This window comes from Sphingobium sp. TomTYG73, assembly GCF_055394245.1.
Genome location: NZ_AP027339.1, coordinates 526073 through 542988 on the forward strand (window position 1 = coordinate 526073; position 16916 = coordinate 542988).

The window sequence follows — 16916 nt, forward strand, 5'->3', positions numbered from 1 at the left end:
CCATGAGTGCCTTTTCGTTCCTTACCGGACCAACGGCGGCGGACAGTTGGCCTGCGGCACGCGTCCTGGCCGGCATGTCCGCCGTGCCCGTGGGTCATGCCATTGATCTGGCATTTTTCTTTCCCAATGAAGGGCGGGAACGTCACGATGCGCTGATGGCCGAAACGCGGCGCCATCTGGGCGGCTGCGTCGCTGGCATCGAACATGCCCTGCGATTCGCTCTCGACCGGCCAGACGTGACGAGCCTGCTGGCGCAGCAGCCCGAAGCGATTTGCTGGCCGACCATTTGCGCTCAGCCAACATTGCTCGGCCCGGCGTTGCTCTCTCACATGCAGATGCGTGCAGGTGTTACGCTATTGCTGCGGCAATTTGGTCAGCCCGATGATCGATTGGACGAGACGGAAGCAGAGATCATCTTTCCCACCGATGATCCAGCCGTGACGGAAGCGCTTGCCGCCCTTGCCATGGCCGAGGGGCGTTGGCTGACGCTGGGCGGGGAAGACGAGCCGATGCAGCCGGATATTCCTGCCGAACATTATGCCGAACTCCTATGGACGGCCGCCGCTTGCCTGATGGCTGTCGTTCAGCGGACGTCGTTATTGGATGCTGGAGAAATCCTGCCCGCGGTCGAAAATGCTGGGTGGGCCTTATTGGCTGAACATGACGAGAGTCGGAGTCCGATCGCAGCGGCAGACAGGTTGGTGCGCCGCCTGGGCGAACATGCCGACATGCCCGAATTGCTGGGCGCTGCTCTGGGCCAGCGGCGATTCCTGCTATTTGCGTCCCTCGCGGCTCGGCGATTGCGCATGGATAGCGCGCATGTTGCCGACATATTGGTGATGGGGCCGGTTTCTGAACTGGCAGCGCTGTGCCGATCGTTAGGGGGATCGGATGCCGACTATCGTCATCTGCTGATGGCATTGCGGCCTGTCCGGCCTTCGCTCACGGACGCTGCGATCATCGTGGAGGCGGAGCGGTATCAAGCGTTGACAGAGGCGCAGGCGGACGGTTTGGTGAACGCGTTACGCGCGCCTCGGGCACTGCGTGCGAAAATCGATCATCTGCGGCGGATCACTGTCTGATGAATATGCCGGTGCATCCTGCCATTATCCGCGCGACTGTAGCGGCGAATGGATTGCTGTTAAGCGCGGATGCGCCTTTGCTGGCCTTGCAGCGTGAGGCGGGCTCCGATCTTGGCGCGGTGTTGGCTATCCCTCAACTGGCAGCACTAGCGCGGCTTGCGTCGCGCCTTTCGGTTACCATTTCACGCTCGGTCACAGCGGCGGCCGAGCGCGGCGATATCGACATGTGGGTTCGGGCAAAGCCTGAAGCTGACGGCGTGCAGATATCCGTGATCGAATGGAATGAGCGGCCAGCGACGGCTGCTCCTGTCGACATGATGCGTCGGGAAGCAGACATTGCGGCCGTCTCGGAAGGCTGGACCTGGCAAATCGACACGCAACTGCGGTTCCAGATGGTTTTGGAAGGAGCAGGGCCGGAAAGTGCGTTGCCCCAGCAGCCTCCGATACCCGGTAGTCGTCTGACCAGCTATTTCGAATTGCGGCCGGATGAGGAGGGTGACCTCGCCATTCTGCGCGGATTTGCGCAGCGTCGCGCCTTCCGTGACCAGATCGCGACCTTGATTGCCGAACCTGAGCAATGTTTTCGGCTTTCGGGCTTCCCGATGTTCGATCTGGCGGGGCAGCTCCTGGGTTACCGGGGCAAGGCATTTCCATTGGACCGAGCCATTCTGGCCCCGCATGTGCCGCCTGCGCCCGCCGTTGTCATATATCCTGCAGAGTTCGGGCGGCGCCTCGATCGTTCCCTGCGCCAGCCATTGGGCCGGATCATCGCCAATGCGGATTCGATCAACGCGCAGTTCGATGGGCCGTTGCGCCCGGACTATGCGGGTTATGCTTCCGACATCGCGGCAGCCGGACGTCATCTGATGGCGTTGATCGATGATCTGGCGGACTTGCAGGCGATCGACAGGCTGGACTTCACCGTTGCGACCGAGGATGTGGACCTGGCCGATATTGGGCGACGGGCCGCAGGGCTGTTTGTGGTCAAGGCGATGAGCCGCAAGATCAAGCTTTTCCCACCAGAATCGGAACATAAGACCGTCGCGACGGGAGAATTTCGGCGCGCACTGCAAATCCTGATGAACCTGGTCGGCAACGCCGTGCGCTACGCGCCTGAGGATAGCGAAGTGCGGATAGAGACTGGCGTCGATGACGGACGAGCCTGGATCGCTGTCATGGATCAAGGAGCAGGTGTCCCAGAAGATAGTCGAGAGCGCATCTTCCAAAAGTTCGAACGGCTCGGCCGGAGTGATCCTGGCGGTAGCGGCCTTGGCCTCTACATCTCTCGCCGCCTTGCGCTTGCCATGGGTGGAGACATTCAGATCGGCGATGCCCATGGTGGGGGTGCGCGATTTACGCTGACGCTACCGGCAAGCAGCTAGAATAAAAAACGGCGCCGATTTGGCGCCGTTCCTTTTTTATCGGCCGACCGCGATTAGCGTTGGCTAACCGGGACATAGTCGCGCTCTGCCGGGCCGGTGTAGAGCTGGCGGGGACGGCCAATCTTCTGCGCTGGGTCAGAAATCATTTCATTCCACTGCGCGACCCAGCCAACCGTGCGGGCGAGGGCGAAGAGCACCGTGAACATCTCGGTCGGGAAGCCGATCGCCGACAGGATCACGCCCGAATAGAAGTCCACATTCGGGTAGAGCTTCTTTTCGATGAAGTAAGGATCGTTGAGTGCGATCTGCTCCAGTTCCTTGGCGACGTCAAAGACGGGATCGTTGACGCCCAGCTTTGCCAGGACGTCCTTTGCCGTCTTCTGCATGACGGTCGCGCGGGGATCGTGGTTCTTGTACACGCGATGGCCAAAGCCCATCAGGCGGAACGGATCATCCTTGTTCTTGGCGCGGGCGATATATTCCGGAATGCGGTCCACCGTGCCGATCTCGCGAAGCATGTTGAGCGCGGCTTCGTTCGCGCCGCCATGGGCCGGACCCCAGAGGCAGGCGATGCCAGCGGCGATGCAAGCGAAGGGGTTGGCGCCCGACGAGCCAGCGAGACGGACGGTCGACGTCGATGCGTTCTGCTCATGGTCAGCATGCAGGATGAAGATCTTGTCCATCGCGTCCACGATGACCGGATCGGGCTCATATTCCTCGGCGGGGACCGAGAAGGTCATCCGCAGGAAATTGGCGGTGTAGCTGAGGTCGTTGCGGGGATAGACGAAAGGCTGTCCCACCGAATATTTGTACGCCATGGCCGCGATTGTCGGCATCTTGGCGATCAGGCGGTGGCTCGCGATCTTGCGCTGTTCCGGATCATTGATGTCCGTCGAGTCATGGTAGAATGCGGACAGAGCGCCGACCACGCCGCACATGATGGCCATGGGGTGCGCGTCGCGGCGGAAACCGCGATAGAAGGTGGTGAGCTGCTCGTGCACCATGGTGTGGCGCGTGATCGTGCGAGTGAAATCTTCCAGATCCGCCTTCGAAGGCAGTTCGCCATTCAGCAGGAGGTAGCTGACTTCCATAAAGCTGGATTGTTCTGCCAGCTGATCGATGGGGTAGCCGCGATGCAGCAGGATGCCGGCGTCGCCATCGATATAGGTCAGGCCGGAATCGCAGCTGGCCGTAGAGGTGAAGCCCGGATCATAGGTGAACATGCCGGTGTTGGCGTAGAGCTTGCGAACGTCGATAACCTTGGGGCCGACGGAACCGCTCAGGATACCATAGTCCTTGGTATCGCCGCCGACTGTCAAAGTGGCATTATTGTCCGACATCTCGTTCTCCTTAATTGCCAACAGCGCGCGATGCCTGCCTGGCATCCGCGAGCCGCTCCAAGCTCCTGTCTTTTCCAAGAAGGAAAAGGACATCAAATATCCCCGGCGAAACCGTGCGACCGGTTAGCGCCGCGCGTAGAGGTTGAGCGACTTTGCCCAGCCCCAATCCGACTTCCTCTGCCACGCGGCGGATCGCTTCCTCGATCGCTTCGACCGTCCAGGATGGGACGGAATCAAGAGCGTCGGCGGTCTTCCCAAGCAGCTCGCGCGCCGAGTCGTCTAGCAGAGCAATAGCCTTGTCGTCAAAATCCAGCGGGCTTGCCTTGAACAGGAACTCGGCGCCCTCGGCAATCTCGTTAAGTGTCTTTGCGCGTGGCTTGAGCGAAGGCATGGCTTGCGCAAGAAGCGCCATCGCCTCGACCGACGGGGTCGTGCCGAGCCGTTGCGCCACGCGCGGCATGACCAGTTCCGCCAGGCGCTGGTCGTCGGCCTCGCGCAGGTAGAATGCATTGAGATTTTCAAGCTTCTTGATGTCGAAGCGGGAGGGCGATCGGCCGACGCCGCTTATGTCGAACAGCTCGATTGCGCGATCTCGTGAGATGGTTTCTTCGTCGCCATAGCCCCAGCCGAGACGCAGAAGATAATTGAGCACGGCTTCGGGCAGCATGCCCATCTCGTCGCGATAGGCATCGACACCCAGCGCTCCGTGCCGCTTCGATAGCTTTGCGCCGTCCGATCCGTGGATCAAAGGAATATGGGCATAGACTGGCTCTTCCCAGCCCATCGCCTTAATAATGCCGAGCTGGCGAAACGCATTGTTCAGATGATCGTCGCCACGGATCACATGTGTGACGCCCATGTCGTTATCATCGACAACCACGGCGAGCATATAGGTCGGCGTTCCGTCGGAGCGGAGCAGGATCATGTCATCCAGTTCCGCATTCTGCACGACTACCCGGCCCTGGACCGCGTCGTCGATGACCGTTTCGCCTTCGCGTGGCGCCTTGAGCCGGATGACGAACGGGGCATCGGCCGGAGCTTCCGAAGGATCGCGGTCCCGCCAGCGGCCATCATAACGCATCGGCTGCTTTGCGGCGCGCTGCTGTTCGCGCAGTTCAGCCAGTTCTTCGGGGGTTGCGTAGCAGCGATACGCATGGCCAGCGGCGAGCAACTGGTTAGCGACCTCTGCGTGCCGCTGCGATCGCTCAAACTGAAAGACGGCGGGCTCGTCGCCTGCAAGGCCGAGCCATTCAAGGCCGTCGAAGATCGCGGCGACAGCTTCCTCTGTCGAACGGGCGCGATCGGTATCTTCAATGCGCAACAGGAACTTGCCGCCATGGTGCCGGGCGAATAACCAGTTGAACAACGCGGTGCGCGCGCCGCCGATGTGAAGAAATCCCGTGGGCGATGGCGCGAAACGGGTTACCACCTGCTTGTTCAAACCCGTTGCACTCACCGCTTTAATCCTCGACATCCGCCTTGCTCATTCATGAACGCGACGCCCCCTAGCATGGCTTTTGAGCCACGACAAACGTCCGTTGCGCCGATAATAAGGCGCAGCGGCCATCAGCTTTTCGCGCGCTTGGAACAGGCATTGGAGGCTGAGCGGGAGCAACTTGCGCTTTGGGTGCCGGTGGGCCTTGGATTGGGCATAGCGGCTTGGTTCTTTCTACCTAACCAGCTGACATGGCTATCTTTTTGCTGTTGCGCGATTGCGATTGCGAGTGGCGGGCTGATGTTGCCGGAGGGCGGCCGGATACGCCATGCGATCATATTGGGCGGTCTGCTTGCTGCGTCAGGTTGCCTGTTGATATGGGGGAAAGCCCTGATTGTCGGCACGACCCCATTGCCGCGTGCCGCATTTGTGGAAGTGACTGGCGAAGTCAGGTCAGCCGACACGGTGCCCGCGCAGCAGATGAGTCGCGTATCGATCCGTCCGATCGACATGCCTGCGCTGCCTTCCCTGATCCGGGTGAACATAGCAGCGGCGGACCTACCCGAAGGGGTTGGCAAAGGTGCCATCATTCGCTTTCGCGCCCGGTTGATGCCTCCTGCCGAAGCGAGCCTGCCCGGCAGCTATGATTTTTCGCGTCGCGCTTATTTTCAGGGGATTGGGGCAACAGGACGCGCGCTCAAGCCCATCGTCGTGCTACGACCATCAACGGAGGCGCCGCCTCTGCGCAATCGTCTTTTCGCGCATATATTGAAGAATGCAAATGGCGACGGAGCGGGGATCGCCGCAGCGCTGGCGACGGGGGATCAGGGCGCGATCAGCGAGGCGGACGCCGACGCGATGCGCCGCAGCGGTCTTGCCCATCTGCTCTCGATCAGCGGGTTGCACGTCACCGCCCTCATCGGCGCGGTCATTTTCCTGCTGATGCGGATCATGGCACTCAGCCGACGTGCGGCATTGGACTGGCCATTGATGCTGATCGCTGCGGCCGGTGGTGCGCTGGCGGGCCTGGGATATACTTTGCTGACGGGCGCGGAAGTGCCGACGGTTCGATCCTGCGTCGCGGCACTGCTGGTGCTGGGCGGGCTTGCGCTTGGGCGCGAAGCCATCACCTTGCGGTTGATAGCCGCCGGGGCGCTGGTGGTCCTGTTGGCATGGCCAGAGGCGCTGTCGGGGCCAAGCTTCCAGATGAGCTTCGCCGCAGTGATCGCCCTTGTTGCCCTGGGCGAACATCACCGCTTTCGGGCGTTCGCGGCATCCCGTGAGGAGCCAGCGCTTCGGCGACTGGGTCGCCACCTTGCCGTCCTGCTTCTCTCCGGCTTTGCGGTGGAAATGGTTCTGGCGCCGATCGCGTTGTTCCACTTTCACAAGGCTGGGATGGTTGGCGCTTTCGCAAACCTCGTCGCTATCCCCCTGACGACCTTTGTCGTCATGCCGTTGGAGGCATTGGCCCTGATGTTGGATGTTGCCGGTCTCGGGGCTCCTGCCTGGTGGCTGACCTCCCGCGCGCTCGACCTGCTGCTGCTGATCGCGCATTGGGTGGCGGCAAGTCCATGGGCGATCGTCACCGCGCCTGCCGTGTCTAACGCGATTTTCGGGATCATCGTGCTAGGCGGCCTTTGGTGCCTGCTGTGGCGAAGCGCTTGGCGCTGGGTGGGACTGGCCCCCGTGGTGCTGGGGATGGCCATCATCATGATGAGTTCGTCCCCCGACATTCTAGTGACGGCGGATGGGCGCCATGTGGCCGTTCGCGGGCAGGACGGCGGCATGGCTATTCTGCGCGAACGGGCCGGAGATTATGTCCGCGATATGATCGCGGAGAGTGCAGGCTATGGAGGTCCGCTGGGCGCTCTTGCAGACTTGCCCGAGGCGCGTTGTTCCATGGACCTCTGCATGGTGGCCCTAACCGGAGGAGGGCGCATATGGCAGCTATTGGTGACGAGAAGCGGGGTTGTCGTACCCAAGGACATCCTGGCACGCGATTGCGCGCGCGCCGACATCGTTATCGCTGACCGCCGCCTGCCGTCATGGTGTCGGCCCCGCTGGTTGAAAGCCGATCGCCGGTTGTTGGCACATACCGGCGGGCTGGCGATCGATCTTGATGGAGGAACCGTGCGAACCGGGAAAACAGCGGGCGACGCACATCCGTGGGTCGCCCGCCCTTTCTATTTACCGTCGCGCCGCCGATCCGATCAGTTGTACCGCCGGAGCAGACCAGCCAGCTTTCCTTGAATACGCACCTGCTGCGAATCGTAGATTTGCGGCTCATAAGCATTGTTGGCCGGATCGAGCCTGACCTTAGGCCCCTGGCGATGATAATATTTCAGTGTCGCCTCGCTATCCTCGATCAGTGCGACCACGATTTGCCCCTCGCGCGCGACTTCAGTGCGCTGGATCAGTGCGAAGTCGCCGTCGAGGATGCCCGCATCGATCATCGAATCGCCCGAAACCTCAAGAGCATAATGGTCTCCGGCACCCAATAGAGCCGCAGGAACGGACAGCATATTCTGTCCTTCCATGGCTTCGATCGGAACGCCTGCGGCAATCCGACCGTGAAGGGGGATGTCTATAACGTCATTGGCTGCGACCGGGGGCTTGGCCGACAGTTGCGGCTTGGGTGTCGCTGCAACCTTGGGTGCGCGATGCATCGCTTCAGGAAGTTTCAAAACCTCCAGCGCGCGCGCCCGGTTCGGCAGGCGGCGGATGAACCCGCGTTCTTCCAGCGCATTAATCAACCGGTGAATCCCGGATTTCGACCGCAGATCGAGCGCTTCTTTCATCTCCTCGAACGAAGGCGAAACCCCGCCTTCCTCGAGCCGAGTTTGAATGAAGCTGAGCAATTCCTGTTGCTTGGGCGTCAGCATGCCGACTTATCCTCCATGGAACGGATGGAGAACGCATAGGAAACGTAAGGAGGCAAGTCAAGCAGGTGGTAATTATCCCCTTTGCATACGTAATCGTGGTGGGGCTTGGAGAGGTGGCTTAAAATGATGTGGCACCTCCCCGCGCTTATGGCGCTGTTATTTGGCTTAGCCGTTCCCAAAGAAGGGAATGCGGGGGCATTCGACAGCTTCGCCGACTGGAATTTTTTGGGCGCAGAAATACCCAATCGGCTCAGATTGCCGCTCCCCAAAAACGTCTTGATATCGCAAATCGCCCTGAACCCGGAAAATGTGTCTGTTTTCGGTCGTAACGATCCGCAGAAGATCGCTGTCTATTTTCCACGAATTTCTCCCGAACGGCCAGGAAACCTCTTGGCTTGGCGCAGTGTCATGCGGGAAAGCTTGGACGCTTTGAAACGAAACGACCTTTGGAGATATATCCAAATAGGCAGCAAGCGTGACAACAATTTGTCGGGCGGGGGATGCTCCGGCATTCGCCCATCGAGCATGGACTATAATATTTCCATCATCGTCTATCGTGATCGTAGGTGGCAAAATAGCTATGTAGGCACGGACCTGAGCGCGCCCCATTGCGGCGGTCTCAGTAACAGCCAGTTCGGCGGCATCGGCATTCCTCTCGGCAGCTTGCAAGGCCAGTCGTGTGTCTTCAGCGGCAGCTACAGCTTGGCGAGTGGCGCGGGCATTGGCCTTCATAGCGATGCGATTGCCGCGCCGGGCCTCATTCAACGCGCCATGTGTTTGCCAAAGCGTGTAGATCAGGCCGCCCACACCGATTGCGCTGAGCAACGTGGCGATGATAGCCCAATCCGTAGCCCTACTCGCCTCACGAACGGCTTTTTCCGAAGCGATAGCAGCGCGCCATTGGGCGCACAAATCGGCCTGATCGTGTTCTGCGGCATTATAGCAGGCATCAGCATCACGCATGGGATACGGAACAAAAGGCTTTTCCGAGGGCGCCTCAGCCTTATTGCTGGCCTGAGTATTCTTGTCGGGCTGATGTACTGGGTTGCTGCCAGCTAGAATCAGCCATCCGACAAGCGCAAGGATGACGTGCCGATTAATTCCAGACATTGTATTAGAAACACCGCTGTAAATTTGCCCCGGTTTGGTTCTCCTTGAAAATGCTGTAAGAGTCTACGGTTATGGCAACGTTGAAACAGGCTCGCGAAAGCGGCAAAATTGACCAGTTTATTAAGGAGCATGAGGCCGACCCACAAGGGGATCAGGAGGCCTTCAATCGCGCCGTTCGGGCAATGGCCCGAAGGTCGAAAGCAGTTCCGAAAGCATCGCCTCAGAGCAATCCCGACGATTGAAGCGGTATTCCGTTTCCTTGGCATACTTCCACAGGTGCTTGCCGCTCACGTGAATGTGGGTGCCGTTGATCGACCGCTTTAGCTGCGACCAGAAGCCTTCAACGCCATTGGTGGTGACATGGCCACGCACATATTCACCGGTCGAGTGATTGATCGTCTTGTGCCAGTAACCCTTGAAATGCCCAATGTCGCCGTAGCTGGCAAATTCGTCCGTGTGAATTTCCGTATGGGGCCGCACGTTTGCGAAGATATGGCCTTCCATCGTGCTCTTGCGGCGGTTCGGGATAACCTTCGTGATAACGTCCCCGCCACGCTCCACCATCGCCATGATCGCGGTCTTGTTGCCCTTGTAGCCGGTGCCTTTGCCGGTCGCTTCCCCGCCAATATAGGTCTCGTCAATCTCTACGGTCTTGAACGCGCCGCCGATCGGGTCTTCGCCGTCCACTGCTGCCATATGCTCGCGGATCAGGTGCGCCATGCGCCACGCCGTCTTGTAGGTCACGCCTAGCTGGCGCTCCAATTCCTTCGCTGCCACGCCGTTCCGGGTCGTGGTGAACAGATAGATGGCATAAAACCAAAGCTGGAGTGGCGTCCGGGTCTGCTCGAATGGAGTGCCTACGGTCGGGTGCAGATGGTGGCCGCACCACTGGCAGGAATAGGCGCGCTCTGCTTTGATCCGATACCAGTTGGAGGGGCGCTCGCAGGACGGACACTCGAAGCCCTGCCCAAACCGGATTTCAAACAGATGGTTCAGGCAGCTTTCGTCATCGGGAAACTGCTTGAAGAACTGCGCGATGGTCTGGGGCTTCTTGCTCATGCCTCGTTGTATAGCGCAATTCCTTACGTATGCAAAGGGGATAATCACCAAGCAGGTTGCGCCAAGCGTAACGAAAGGAACGGACCTGCGTCACAGCCGTTCAGTAGCGGCCTTCCCAAAGAGGGTGAATAGGAGAGTAAGATGGCGAACCAGAACGATCAGGACAAACAGCGCCGCCAGCAAGGTGGTGACCGCTCAAGCCAGGGCGGGCGTCAGCAGCAGCAGGAAAATCGCCAGGGTCAAATGGGCGAAAGCCGCAAGGACAAGAGCGATCACAGCAAGCAGCAGCGCTGATCTACGTTCGATTGGATCACGGGGAGGGGCCGCTTTGCGGCCCCTTTCTCATTGTCAGAGGGGAACGATGATTACTTTGTCGCCTACGGCAGCCGCGGGTGAATCGGCCGGTCGAAGGATCAGGCATTCCGCTTGAGCCAGGGCTGCGGTAGCGGCGCTGTCCTGCGAGGTAACGGAGACCAAACCAGCACCAGTGAGGTAGGCGCGAAGATAGTCGTCGCGCTCTCCTGTCGCAGGAAGTGGGGCGGCGAGTTCCGCGATCATTGTACGCGGGAGCGGGCTGGCGGCTCCGGCCATGTGCCGGACGAGCGGCAGCAGGAACAGCGTCGCTGTCACAAAGGCGGACACGGGGTTGCCGGGGAGGCCGAGGAATAGGGTGTCGCCCAGCTTTCCTGCCATGAGCGGCTTACCGGGGCGCATGCGAATTTTCCAGAAATCGAGAGTGCCGCCTGCCGCCTGGAAAGCTGGCCTCACCAAGTCATGATCGCCGACCGAGGCACCTCCGGTCGAGACGATGATGTCGGCCCCGGCGGCTTCTTTGAGCGACCGGACCATTGCGTCCATATCGTCGGGAACGATGCCGACGTCGATCACCTCCGCGCCTGCCTGACCTAGCATGGCCGCCAGCATGGGCGCGTTGGAGGATGGCAAGCGGCCAGAGGGCGTGGGCGCTCCAGGGGGAACGAGTTCATTGCCGGTAGAGATCAGGGCAACGCGCGGACGGGCACCGACCGGGAGGGTTCCGTGGCCCCCAAGAACGGCGAGAGCAATCTGCGCGGGACCCAATGCGGCACCGGCAGAGAGCAATAGATGATTTGCGCCAAAGTCGCTTGCCGCCGGGCGCACATTTCGTCCTGTGGGTAGTGGAGAACCAAGGGGATGCACGAGCAGGCCGTCCAGCTGCGCATCTTCCTGGATCAGGACGGTATCGGCGCCTGGTGGCAGCGGAGCGCCGGTGAAGATGCGGCAGCATTCCCCCGGAGCCAAAGCAGAGGGAAGGGAGCCGCCCGCCGTGCTTTCAGCGGTTAGGCGCCAAGGGCCAGGCCATTCTGCCGCACAAATGGCGTAACCGTCCATGGCCGATAGATCTGCCCAAGGCTGATCGCGGAGGGCGACGACGTCGCGCGCGAGCCATCGGCCTGCACAGTTGGAAACCGGGATATCCTCTTCCGGCAAGCGGCTACCCAGCGCAAGCAGGCGCGCCTGGGCTTCCGCGACCGGGAGCAAACTCATGCGACGCGCCAGTCGCCCGACTTGCCGCCCGACTTTGCGAGCAACCGGACATTGCCGATGATCATGCCCTTATCGAGCGCCTTTGCCATGTCGTAGATGGTCAGAAGCGTGGCAGAGGTCGCGGTAAGTGCTTCCATCTCAACGCCGGTTTGGCCCGCGCTTCTGGCGGTAGCGGTCACGGTGACGCCCTCTGTTTCCAGATCGAAGTCGATCGTAACAGAGGTCAGGGCGATGGGATGACAGAGGGGGATGAGGTCGGCGGTACGCTTTGCCGCCATGATGCCTGCCACGCGCGCTACCGCGAGGACATCGCCTTTCTTCACCAGTCCTTGCGCGATGGCGGCCGCCGCTTCAGCGCTCATGCCGATGTGGCCGGTGGCGATGGCTTCACGGGCGGTCACCGTCTTGGCGGAAACATCGACCATATGGGCCGATCCATCCTCATCAAGATGGGTGAGCTTGCTCATTCGCCGGTCAGTAGAGCGTGGGTAGCGGCTTCGACATCGGGCTGACGCATCAGGCTTTCGCCCACCAGGAAGCAGCGGACGCCATGTTCGGACATGGTGATCAGGTCGGCGTGGCTGCCAAGGCCGCTCTCGGCGACGAAGGTGCAGCCTTCCGGGGCCTGGCCGACCAATTCATAGGTGCGGGCGAAATCGACGCTGAAGTCGCGCAGGTCGCGGTTGTTGACGCCGATGAGGCGCGAGCGGAGCTTGAGCGCGCGTTCCAGTTCATGAGCATCATGGACTTCGATCAGTGCATCCATGCCAAGGCCGAGGGCGGCGTCTTCTATCTCGGCCATCTGGCTGTCGTCCAGCGCGGCAGCGATGATGAGGATGGCATCGGCTCCGAGCGAGCGGCTTTCCAGCACCTGCCAGGGATCGACCATGAAATCCTTGCGCAGGACTGGCAACGCGCAGGCGGAACGGGCGGCCATGAGATAATCGTCATGGCCTTGAAAATAGGGTTCGTCCGTGAGGACCGAGAGACAGGCGGCGCCAGCGGCTGCATAGGCCTGCGCATGGGCGGGCGGGTCGAAATTCTCGCGGATCAGGCCCTTGGAGGGGCTGGCCTTCTTGATTTCCGCTATGAGCCCAAAGCCCGAGCGGGCGGCACTGTCGAGCGCCTGGCGGAAACCGCGCGGGGGTGTCTGCTCGGCGGCGCGGGCGTGGAGCGTCGAGACGGTGATCGCTGCCTTGCGGCGGGCCACTTCCTCGCGTTTCGTGTCGCAGATTTCGATCAGCTTGTTCGTCATTTATAGGCAATCCAGCAATTGAGCAGCGCGTTGGCGAGTCCACGGTCGATGGTTTCGGCGGCTTCCTCGACACCTTCGCGCAGATCGGTAACGGCGTCCGCTACGAGAAGGGCAGCGGCTGCGTTAAGCAGCACGGCGTCGCGATAGGCGCCCGGCTCACCCTGAAGCAGGGCACGCAGGGCGGCGGCGTTATGAGCGGGGTCACCGCCGCGTATCGCCTCAACCGGGTGCGTAGGCAGTCCGGCGTCGGCAGGGGAGAGGCGGCGCATGGCGACGATGCCCTGTGCGGTGACTTCGGCGACGTCGTTGCCGCCAGCGAGGGACAGTTCGTCAAGGCCTTCATCCCCGGACACGATCATGGCGCGATCGACGCCAAGTTCCGCCAGCGCCTCGGCATAGATGGGAACATAGGCGGGGCGGGCGATGCCGACTAGCTGACGGCGCACACCGGCCGGATTGGCGAGCGGACCCATCAGGTTGAAGATGGTGCGCTGGCCGATAGCCTTGCGGATGGGGCCGAAGCGCTTGAGCGCGGGGTGATGTTTCTGTGCGAACAGGAAGCAGATGCCGAGATCGGCCAGCGTTGCCTCTGCCGTGTCGGCGACGCGATCAAGATCGAGGCCGAGCGCTTCGAGCGTGTCGGCGGCCCCGGCCTTGGAGGAAGCGGCGCGGTTGCCATGCTTGGCGACGGGCACTCCGGCGGCGGCTACCACGAGGCTGACGGCGGTCGAGACGTTGAGCGTGTGGTGGCCATCTCCGCCTGTGCCGCAGACGTCGATTGCGCCTGCGGGGGCGGCGATGGGGATCATGCGCGCGCGCATGGCGCGGGCGGCGGCGGCGATCTCTGTTGCAGACTCGCCGCGCTGAGCCATGGTGACGAGGAAGGCGGCGATCTCTGCCTCTGGCAGGTTGCCGTCGAACAACAGGTCGAAGGCGGCGGCGGCCTCGGTTGCGCTCAATGGCGCTGCGGGATCGGGCAGGCGGGTCATCGCCTTTGCCTTAATCACGACGCCGCGCCGGAGTCGAGGGGAGGGTGCGGGAAAGTCTTTCGCACATGGCACGGCGAAGCCTTGTGCTTCGTTCGCCCGGCCGCGAAACCGAAATCAGGCGGCTGCGCGCTCCTTTACCGGAATCCCGGCGATCCGCATGAAGTTCGCCAGCATCTCATGCCCGTATTCGGTCGCGATGCTTTCCGGATGGAACTGGACCGAGTGGATCGGAAGGCTTTGATGGCGGAAGCCCATGACTGAGCCGTCCTCACTGGTCGCGTTCACGATGAGGCTCTGCGGAATGTTATCGACGATGAGCGAATGATAGCGGGTCGCGGTGAAGGGCGATGGAATGCCAGCAAAAAGGCCGGTCCCGTCATGAGTGACGGGGGAGGTCTTGCCATGCATCAGGCCGCCCCGAACGACTTGCCCGCCGAAATGCTGGCCGATCGCCTGATGGCCGAGGCATACGCCCAGCAAGGGTGCGCCCGCGTCAGCGGCGGCGGCGACGAGGTCAAGGCTGACGCCCGCCTCATTGGGCGTGCAGGGACCGGGCGAAAGCAGGAAGGCGCTGGCGCCGCTGGAGAGGGCCTGGCCTGCCGAAATGGCATCGTTGCGGACAACCTCCACCTCTGCGCCCAACTCCATGAGGTAGTGGACCAGATTCCAGGTGAAGCTGTCATAATTGTCGATGACGAGGATCATGGGACCATGGCTATAGAGAGCGAAGCGCGCCGGGCCAATCGGAATCGGCGTTTGTAGCTGGCTGAACCGGCTACATGCTTTTGCGTTGTCCTTCCGGAGTGACATGAGGGAGGATGGTATGAAGCGCTACGCCTATGGTTGGATCACGGCCCTGTTCTTTCTGGTGTCGATCGTGGGTCATTGGGTGTTTGGCTGGTGGGCCTATGTGGATGACGCAAAGACGCACGGGCAGGTGCCTGAACTGGCGGCCTATGCCATCGAAATGGGCCGGGACACGTTCGAAAATTGGCAATCCGAATTTCTCCAGCTGATTTGGCAGGTCGTGGGCCTGGCATATTTTCTTTATGTTGGATCTCCAGCCTCCAAGGAGAATGACGACCGGTTGGAAGTGAAGGTCGACGAACTACTGAAAATGGCGGGGGGCAAGGATGCCGAGCGGTTGATCAACGAAATAGACAGCCGTTATCTGCGCGCCGGTGGTCATGCGAAGCCGCACGGCCATGATCTGGGCTATGAATGATAGCGGGACGGAACCCGGAGGCTTGTCAGCCGCTTCTTGACGATATGTGTTCGTGAGGAGGACGGAAATGGCCAAAGCTGAGTTTACCGATGCGATCGCCCTGTTGAAAGCTGATCATCGCAAGGTCGAGGACCTGTTCGAGCAGTTCGAAAAGGCGAAGGCTGCGAACCGGAAGCAGGAAATCGCGCATCAAATCTGCACCGAGCTGAAGATCCACACGATGATCGAGGAGGAGATTTTCTACCCCGCCTTTCGTGGCAAGATTGAGGACGACACGCTCGATGAAGCCTATGTCGAGCATGACGGCGCGAAGGTGCTGGTGAATGATATCGAGGCCGGATCGCCGGACGACGATTTCTACGATGCCAAGGTCAAGGTGCTGTCCGAAGAGATCAAGCATCATGTGAAGGAAGAGGAAAGGCAGTCTGACGGCATGTTCGCCCAGTGCCGCAAGACGGATGTGGATCTGGTCGTGCTGCGTGACAGGATGATGGCGCGCAAGCAGGAGCTGATGGCGCAGGCGAAGGCCAGCGGACTGCCGGTCGCCAAGCCCAAGGCCGTCCATCTGCTCCCGGCCTGACCGAAAAGGTTGATAAATGGGGAGCGCTGCCCCATATGGGTTTTGCCGGGTTCGCCCGGCTATGGTGATAAATCGTGTCGTGTAATAGGCGCAGCGGACCCGGGGGCAGTACCCGGCGGCTCCACCACATATCCCGGCTTGTACGGGGTGTCTGACGGGGCCGAACTAGGATCGACGTGTGTTGAAAGGCGATGTCTTCACCCGGCCTGAGTAAGCCGTAAAAATGTTCAAAACACGTAAGTGCCAACGATAACGAGGCTCTTGCTCTTGCTGCGTAATTGATGGCCTCACGGCCTGACATTACCCAAAAAGAACGCGGTTGAACCCACCGGGCAACAGAAGGGAATTCAGCGGCTTCCGGAGGAGCCGGGCAACAGAATCCTCCGGACCTTCCTTCATTTAAGTGATTTTGGCGGGCCGTCCTACGTGGCGGGTGGCGCTTGCTATGGGCTGGCAGGCTGAATCTGTAGCTGCGAATCGGATGTCATGAACCAAGACGGTTCAATTACAGTTTTATGACAGTTAGAAGAAAAATTTATAACATATTGAATTATAGGAAGTAAAAATCCTTTTTTGGGTGCAGTTCGCTGCTTGTTTAGATGTCATCAAGATGAAATAATCCCGGCTATTATAGAAAGTTTTTTCGGGAGAAATTGGATGATGAAGGTAGCGGCGATCGTCGGGCTGATGCTGGCAGGGGGCATGTCAGGCGCGGCCGTGGCTGCATCCGATGAAGTGGTTGTGGTCGGTGTTCCCGATGGGCAATTGGCCGCTCCGGCCTTGGTGGCGAAGGATTATGAAAGAGCCGCCCGCCGCCTTGCGCCTATGTGGCCGGACGGGGCGAACGATCCGGCTCGGTTGATCAACCTTGGCAACGCTTATGCGGGACTGGGGAGGATGAAGGATGCGCGAGAGGCTTATGGCGCGGCCCGCTTCGCGCCGGAGTCGACATTGCTGCTCGCGAATGGCGAAGAAGCATCGTCGCGGGATGTTGCCCGCCGCGCGCTCGGCCGCCTTGAAGCGAGCTACGCCATGCGCTGACTTCGGCGC

At 60.8% G+C, this 16916-nt stretch carries 17 protein-coding genes and 1 other RNA gene; 9 read left to right on the forward strand and 9 right to left on the reverse strand.

Translation table 11 applies throughout. The features are described 5' to 3' along the window. Positions 1-2: 2 nt before the first annotated feature. The gene (locus tag ACZ5TH_RS02750; RefSeq protein ID WP_464794533.1) at positions 3-1082 is read left to right on the forward strand and encodes a DUF2336 domain-containing protein; all 1080 of its coding nucleotides are present in this window, start codon (positions 3-5) and stop codon (positions 1080-1082) included. Continuing rightward, positions 1082-2464 (forward strand): sensor histidine kinase, encoded by a 1383-nt coding sequence (locus ACZ5TH_RS02755; RefSeq protein WP_464794534.1) that lies wholly within the window; start codon positions 1082-1084, stop codon positions 2462-2464. The genes ACZ5TH_RS02750 and ACZ5TH_RS02755 overlap by 1 nt, the downstream gene beginning before the upstream one ends. A 53-nt stretch (positions 2465-2517) precedes the next feature. Here the strand turns inward: ACZ5TH_RS02755 and ACZ5TH_RS02760 are convergent, their stop codons facing one another. Both ACZ5TH_RS02760 and gltX read right to left on the reverse strand, forming a co-directional pair. Continuing rightward, on the reverse strand, positions 2518-3804 hold the full coding sequence (locus ACZ5TH_RS02760) for a citrate synthase (protein WP_464794535.1): 1287 nt from the start codon (positions 3802-3804) through the stop codon (positions 2518-2520). 10 nt (positions 3805-3814) lie between these two features. Next, positions 3815-5278, reverse strand: a complete 1464-nt coding sequence (gene gltX / locus ACZ5TH_RS02765) for a glutamate--tRNA ligase (RefSeq protein WP_464794536.1) — start codon at positions 5276-5278, stop codon at positions 3815-3817. A 36-nt stretch (positions 5279-5314) separates the two neighbouring features. Here gltX and ACZ5TH_RS02770 point away from each other — a divergent pair, with 36 nt between their 5' ends. After that, positions 5315-7489 carry a ComEC/Rec2 family competence protein gene (locus ACZ5TH_RS02770; protein WP_464794537.1) on the forward strand — a complete coding sequence of 725 codons (2175 nt, stop codon included), beginning with the start codon at positions 5315-5317 and terminating at the stop codon, positions 7487-7489. On the opposite strand, the gene lexA is transcribed toward ACZ5TH_RS02770, so the two are convergent. After that, positions 7450-8121, reverse strand: a complete 672-nt coding sequence (gene lexA / locus ACZ5TH_RS02775; protein ID WP_460987733.1) for a transcriptional repressor LexA — start codon at positions 8119-8121, stop codon at positions 7450-7452. The two genes, ACZ5TH_RS02770 and lexA, sit on opposite strands and share 40 nt — an antisense overlap. A 123-nt stretch (positions 8122-8244) precedes the next feature. On the opposite strand from lexA, the gene ACZ5TH_RS02780 reads away from it, so the two are divergent. Then, a complete protein-coding gene (locus ACZ5TH_RS02780; protein WP_464794538.1) occupies positions 8245-9180 on the forward strand; it encodes a hypothetical protein in 936 nt (311 codons plus the stop codon). A gap of 213 nt (positions 9181-9393) precedes the next feature. Here the strand turns inward: ACZ5TH_RS02780 and ACZ5TH_RS02785 are convergent, their stop codons facing one another. After that, the gene (locus ACZ5TH_RS02785; RefSeq protein ID WP_464794539.1) at positions 9394-10290 is read right to left on the reverse strand and encodes an IS1595 family transposase; all 897 of its coding nucleotides are present in this window, start codon (positions 10288-10290) and stop codon (positions 9394-9396) included. 141 nt (positions 10291-10431) lie between these two features. Here ACZ5TH_RS02785 and ACZ5TH_RS02790 point away from each other — a divergent pair, with 141 nt between their 5' ends. After that, positions 10432-10584 carry a hypothetical protein gene (locus ACZ5TH_RS02790; RefSeq protein ID WP_196225777.1) on the forward strand — a complete coding sequence of 51 codons (153 nt, stop codon included), beginning with the start codon at positions 10432-10434 and terminating at the stop codon, positions 10582-10584. Between the two features lie 54 nt (positions 10585-10638). On the opposite strand, the gene ACZ5TH_RS02795 is transcribed toward ACZ5TH_RS02790, so the two are convergent. From ACZ5TH_RS02795 to ACZ5TH_RS02815, 5 genes are all read right to left on the reverse strand, one after another. Beyond that, on the reverse strand, positions 10639-11817 hold the full coding sequence (locus ACZ5TH_RS02795) for a molybdopterin molybdotransferase MoeA (RefSeq protein WP_464794540.1): 1179 nt from the start codon (positions 11815-11817) through the stop codon (positions 10639-10641). Continuing rightward, positions 11814-12284 (reverse strand): cyclic pyranopterin monophosphate synthase MoaC, encoded by a 471-nt coding sequence (moaC, locus tag ACZ5TH_RS02800; protein ID WP_464794541.1) that lies wholly within the window; start codon positions 12282-12284, stop codon positions 11814-11816. The genes ACZ5TH_RS02795 and moaC overlap by 4 nt, the downstream gene beginning before the upstream one ends. Next, complete coding sequence (gene trpC, locus ACZ5TH_RS02805; protein WP_464794542.1) at positions 12281-13072, reverse strand: indole-3-glycerol phosphate synthase TrpC; 792 nt, start codon at positions 13070-13072, stop codon at positions 12281-12283. Before trpC ends, moaC begins: the two co-directional genes overlap by 4 nt. Beyond that, the gene (trpD, locus tag ACZ5TH_RS02810; RefSeq protein ID WP_464795040.1) at positions 13069-14061 is read right to left on the reverse strand and encodes an anthranilate phosphoribosyltransferase; all 993 of its coding nucleotides are present in this window, start codon (positions 14059-14061) and stop codon (positions 13069-13071) included. The genes trpC and trpD overlap by 4 nt, the downstream gene beginning before the upstream one ends. 114 nt (positions 14062-14175) lie before the next feature. Beyond that, positions 14176-14766, reverse strand: a complete 591-nt coding sequence (locus tag ACZ5TH_RS02815; RefSeq protein ID WP_464794543.1) for an anthranilate synthase component II — start codon at positions 14764-14766, stop codon at positions 14176-14178. A gap of 118 nt (positions 14767-14884) precedes the next feature. Between ACZ5TH_RS02815 and ACZ5TH_RS02820 the strand changes: the two genes are divergently transcribed. From ACZ5TH_RS02820 to ACZ5TH_RS02835, 4 genes are all read left to right on the forward strand, one after another. Beyond that, positions 14885-15286 carry a DUF6766 family protein gene (locus tag ACZ5TH_RS02820; protein ID WP_464772076.1) on the forward strand — a complete coding sequence of 134 codons (402 nt, stop codon included), beginning with the start codon at positions 14885-14887 and terminating at the stop codon, positions 15284-15286. Between the two features lie 67 nt (positions 15287-15353). Next, the gene (locus ACZ5TH_RS02825) at positions 15354-15866 is read left to right on the forward strand and encodes a hemerythrin domain-containing protein (RefSeq protein WP_464794544.1); all 513 of its coding nucleotides are present in this window, start codon (positions 15354-15356) and stop codon (positions 15864-15866) included. A 5-nt stretch (positions 15867-15871) separates the two neighbouring features. Continuing rightward, positions 15872-16216: a transfer-messenger RNA gene (gene ssrA, locus ACZ5TH_RS02830) on the forward strand. A 307-nt stretch (positions 16217-16523) separates the two neighbouring features. After that, a complete protein-coding gene (locus tag ACZ5TH_RS02835; RefSeq protein ID WP_449471698.1) occupies positions 16524-16907 on the forward strand; it encodes a tetratricopeptide repeat protein in 384 nt (127 codons plus the stop codon). Positions 16908-16916 lie beyond the last annotated feature (9 nt).

What these genes read in the sequence shown, in the direction of transcription:
- ACZ5TH_RS02750 (WP_464794533.1), top strand. Translation starts at nt 3, where the DNA reads ATGAGTGCCTTTTCGTTCCTTACCGGACCAACGGCGGCGGACAGTTGG.
- ACZ5TH_RS02755 (WP_464794534.1), top strand. Translation starts at nt 1,082, where the DNA reads ATGAATATGCCGGTGCATCCTGCCATTATCCGCGCGACTGTAGCGGCG.
- ACZ5TH_RS02760 (WP_464794535.1), bottom strand. Translation starts at nt 3,804, where the DNA reads ATGTCGGACAATAATGCCACTTTGACAGTCGGCGGCGATACCAAGGAC.
- gltX (WP_464794536.1), bottom strand. Translation starts at nt 5,278, where the DNA reads ATGTCGAGGATTAAAGCGGTGAGTGCAACGGGTTTGAACAAGCAGGTG.
- ACZ5TH_RS02770 (WP_464794537.1), top strand. Translation starts at nt 5,315, where the DNA reads ATGGCTTTTGAGCCACGACAAACGTCCGTTGCGCCGATAATAAGGCGC.
- lexA (WP_460987733.1), bottom strand. Translation starts at nt 8,121, where the DNA reads ATGCTGACGCCCAAGCAACAGGAATTGCTCAGCTTCATTCAAACTCGG.
- ACZ5TH_RS02780 (WP_464794538.1), top strand. Translation starts at nt 8,245, where the DNA reads ATGATGTGGCACCTCCCCGCGCTTATGGCGCTGTTATTTGGCTTAGCC.
- ACZ5TH_RS02785 (WP_464794539.1), bottom strand. Translation starts at nt 10,290, where the DNA reads ATGAGCAAGAAGCCCCAGACCATCGCGCAGTTCTTCAAGCAGTTTCCC.
- ACZ5TH_RS02790 (WP_196225777.1), top strand. Translation starts at nt 10,432, where the DNA reads ATGGCGAACCAGAACGATCAGGACAAACAGCGCCGCCAGCAAGGTGGT.
- ACZ5TH_RS02795 (WP_464794540.1), bottom strand. Translation starts at nt 11,817, where the DNA reads ATGAGTTTGCTCCCGGTCGCGGAAGCCCAGGCGCGCCTGCTTGCGCTG.
- moaC (WP_464794541.1), bottom strand. Translation starts at nt 12,284, where the DNA reads ATGAGCAAGCTCACCCATCTTGATGAGGATGGATCGGCCCATATGGTC.
- trpC (WP_464794542.1), bottom strand. Translation starts at nt 13,072, where the DNA reads ATGACGAACAAGCTGATCGAAATCTGCGACACGAAACGCGAGGAAGTG.
- trpD (WP_464795040.1), bottom strand. Translation starts at nt 14,061, where the DNA reads ATGACCCGCCTGCCCGATCCCGCAGCGCCATTGAGCGCAACCGAGGCC.
- ACZ5TH_RS02815 (WP_464794543.1), bottom strand. Translation starts at nt 14,766, where the DNA reads ATGATCCTCGTCATCGACAATTATGACAGCTTCACCTGGAATCTGGTC.
- ACZ5TH_RS02820 (WP_464772076.1), top strand. Translation starts at nt 14,885, where the DNA reads ATGAAGCGCTACGCCTATGGTTGGATCACGGCCCTGTTCTTTCTGGTG.
- ACZ5TH_RS02825 (WP_464794544.1), top strand. Translation starts at nt 15,354, where the DNA reads ATGGCCAAAGCTGAGTTTACCGATGCGATCGCCCTGTTGAAAGCTGAT.
- ACZ5TH_RS02835 (WP_449471698.1), top strand. Translation starts at nt 16,524, where the DNA reads ATGATGAAGGTAGCGGCGATCGTCGGGCTGATGCTGGCAGGGGGCATG.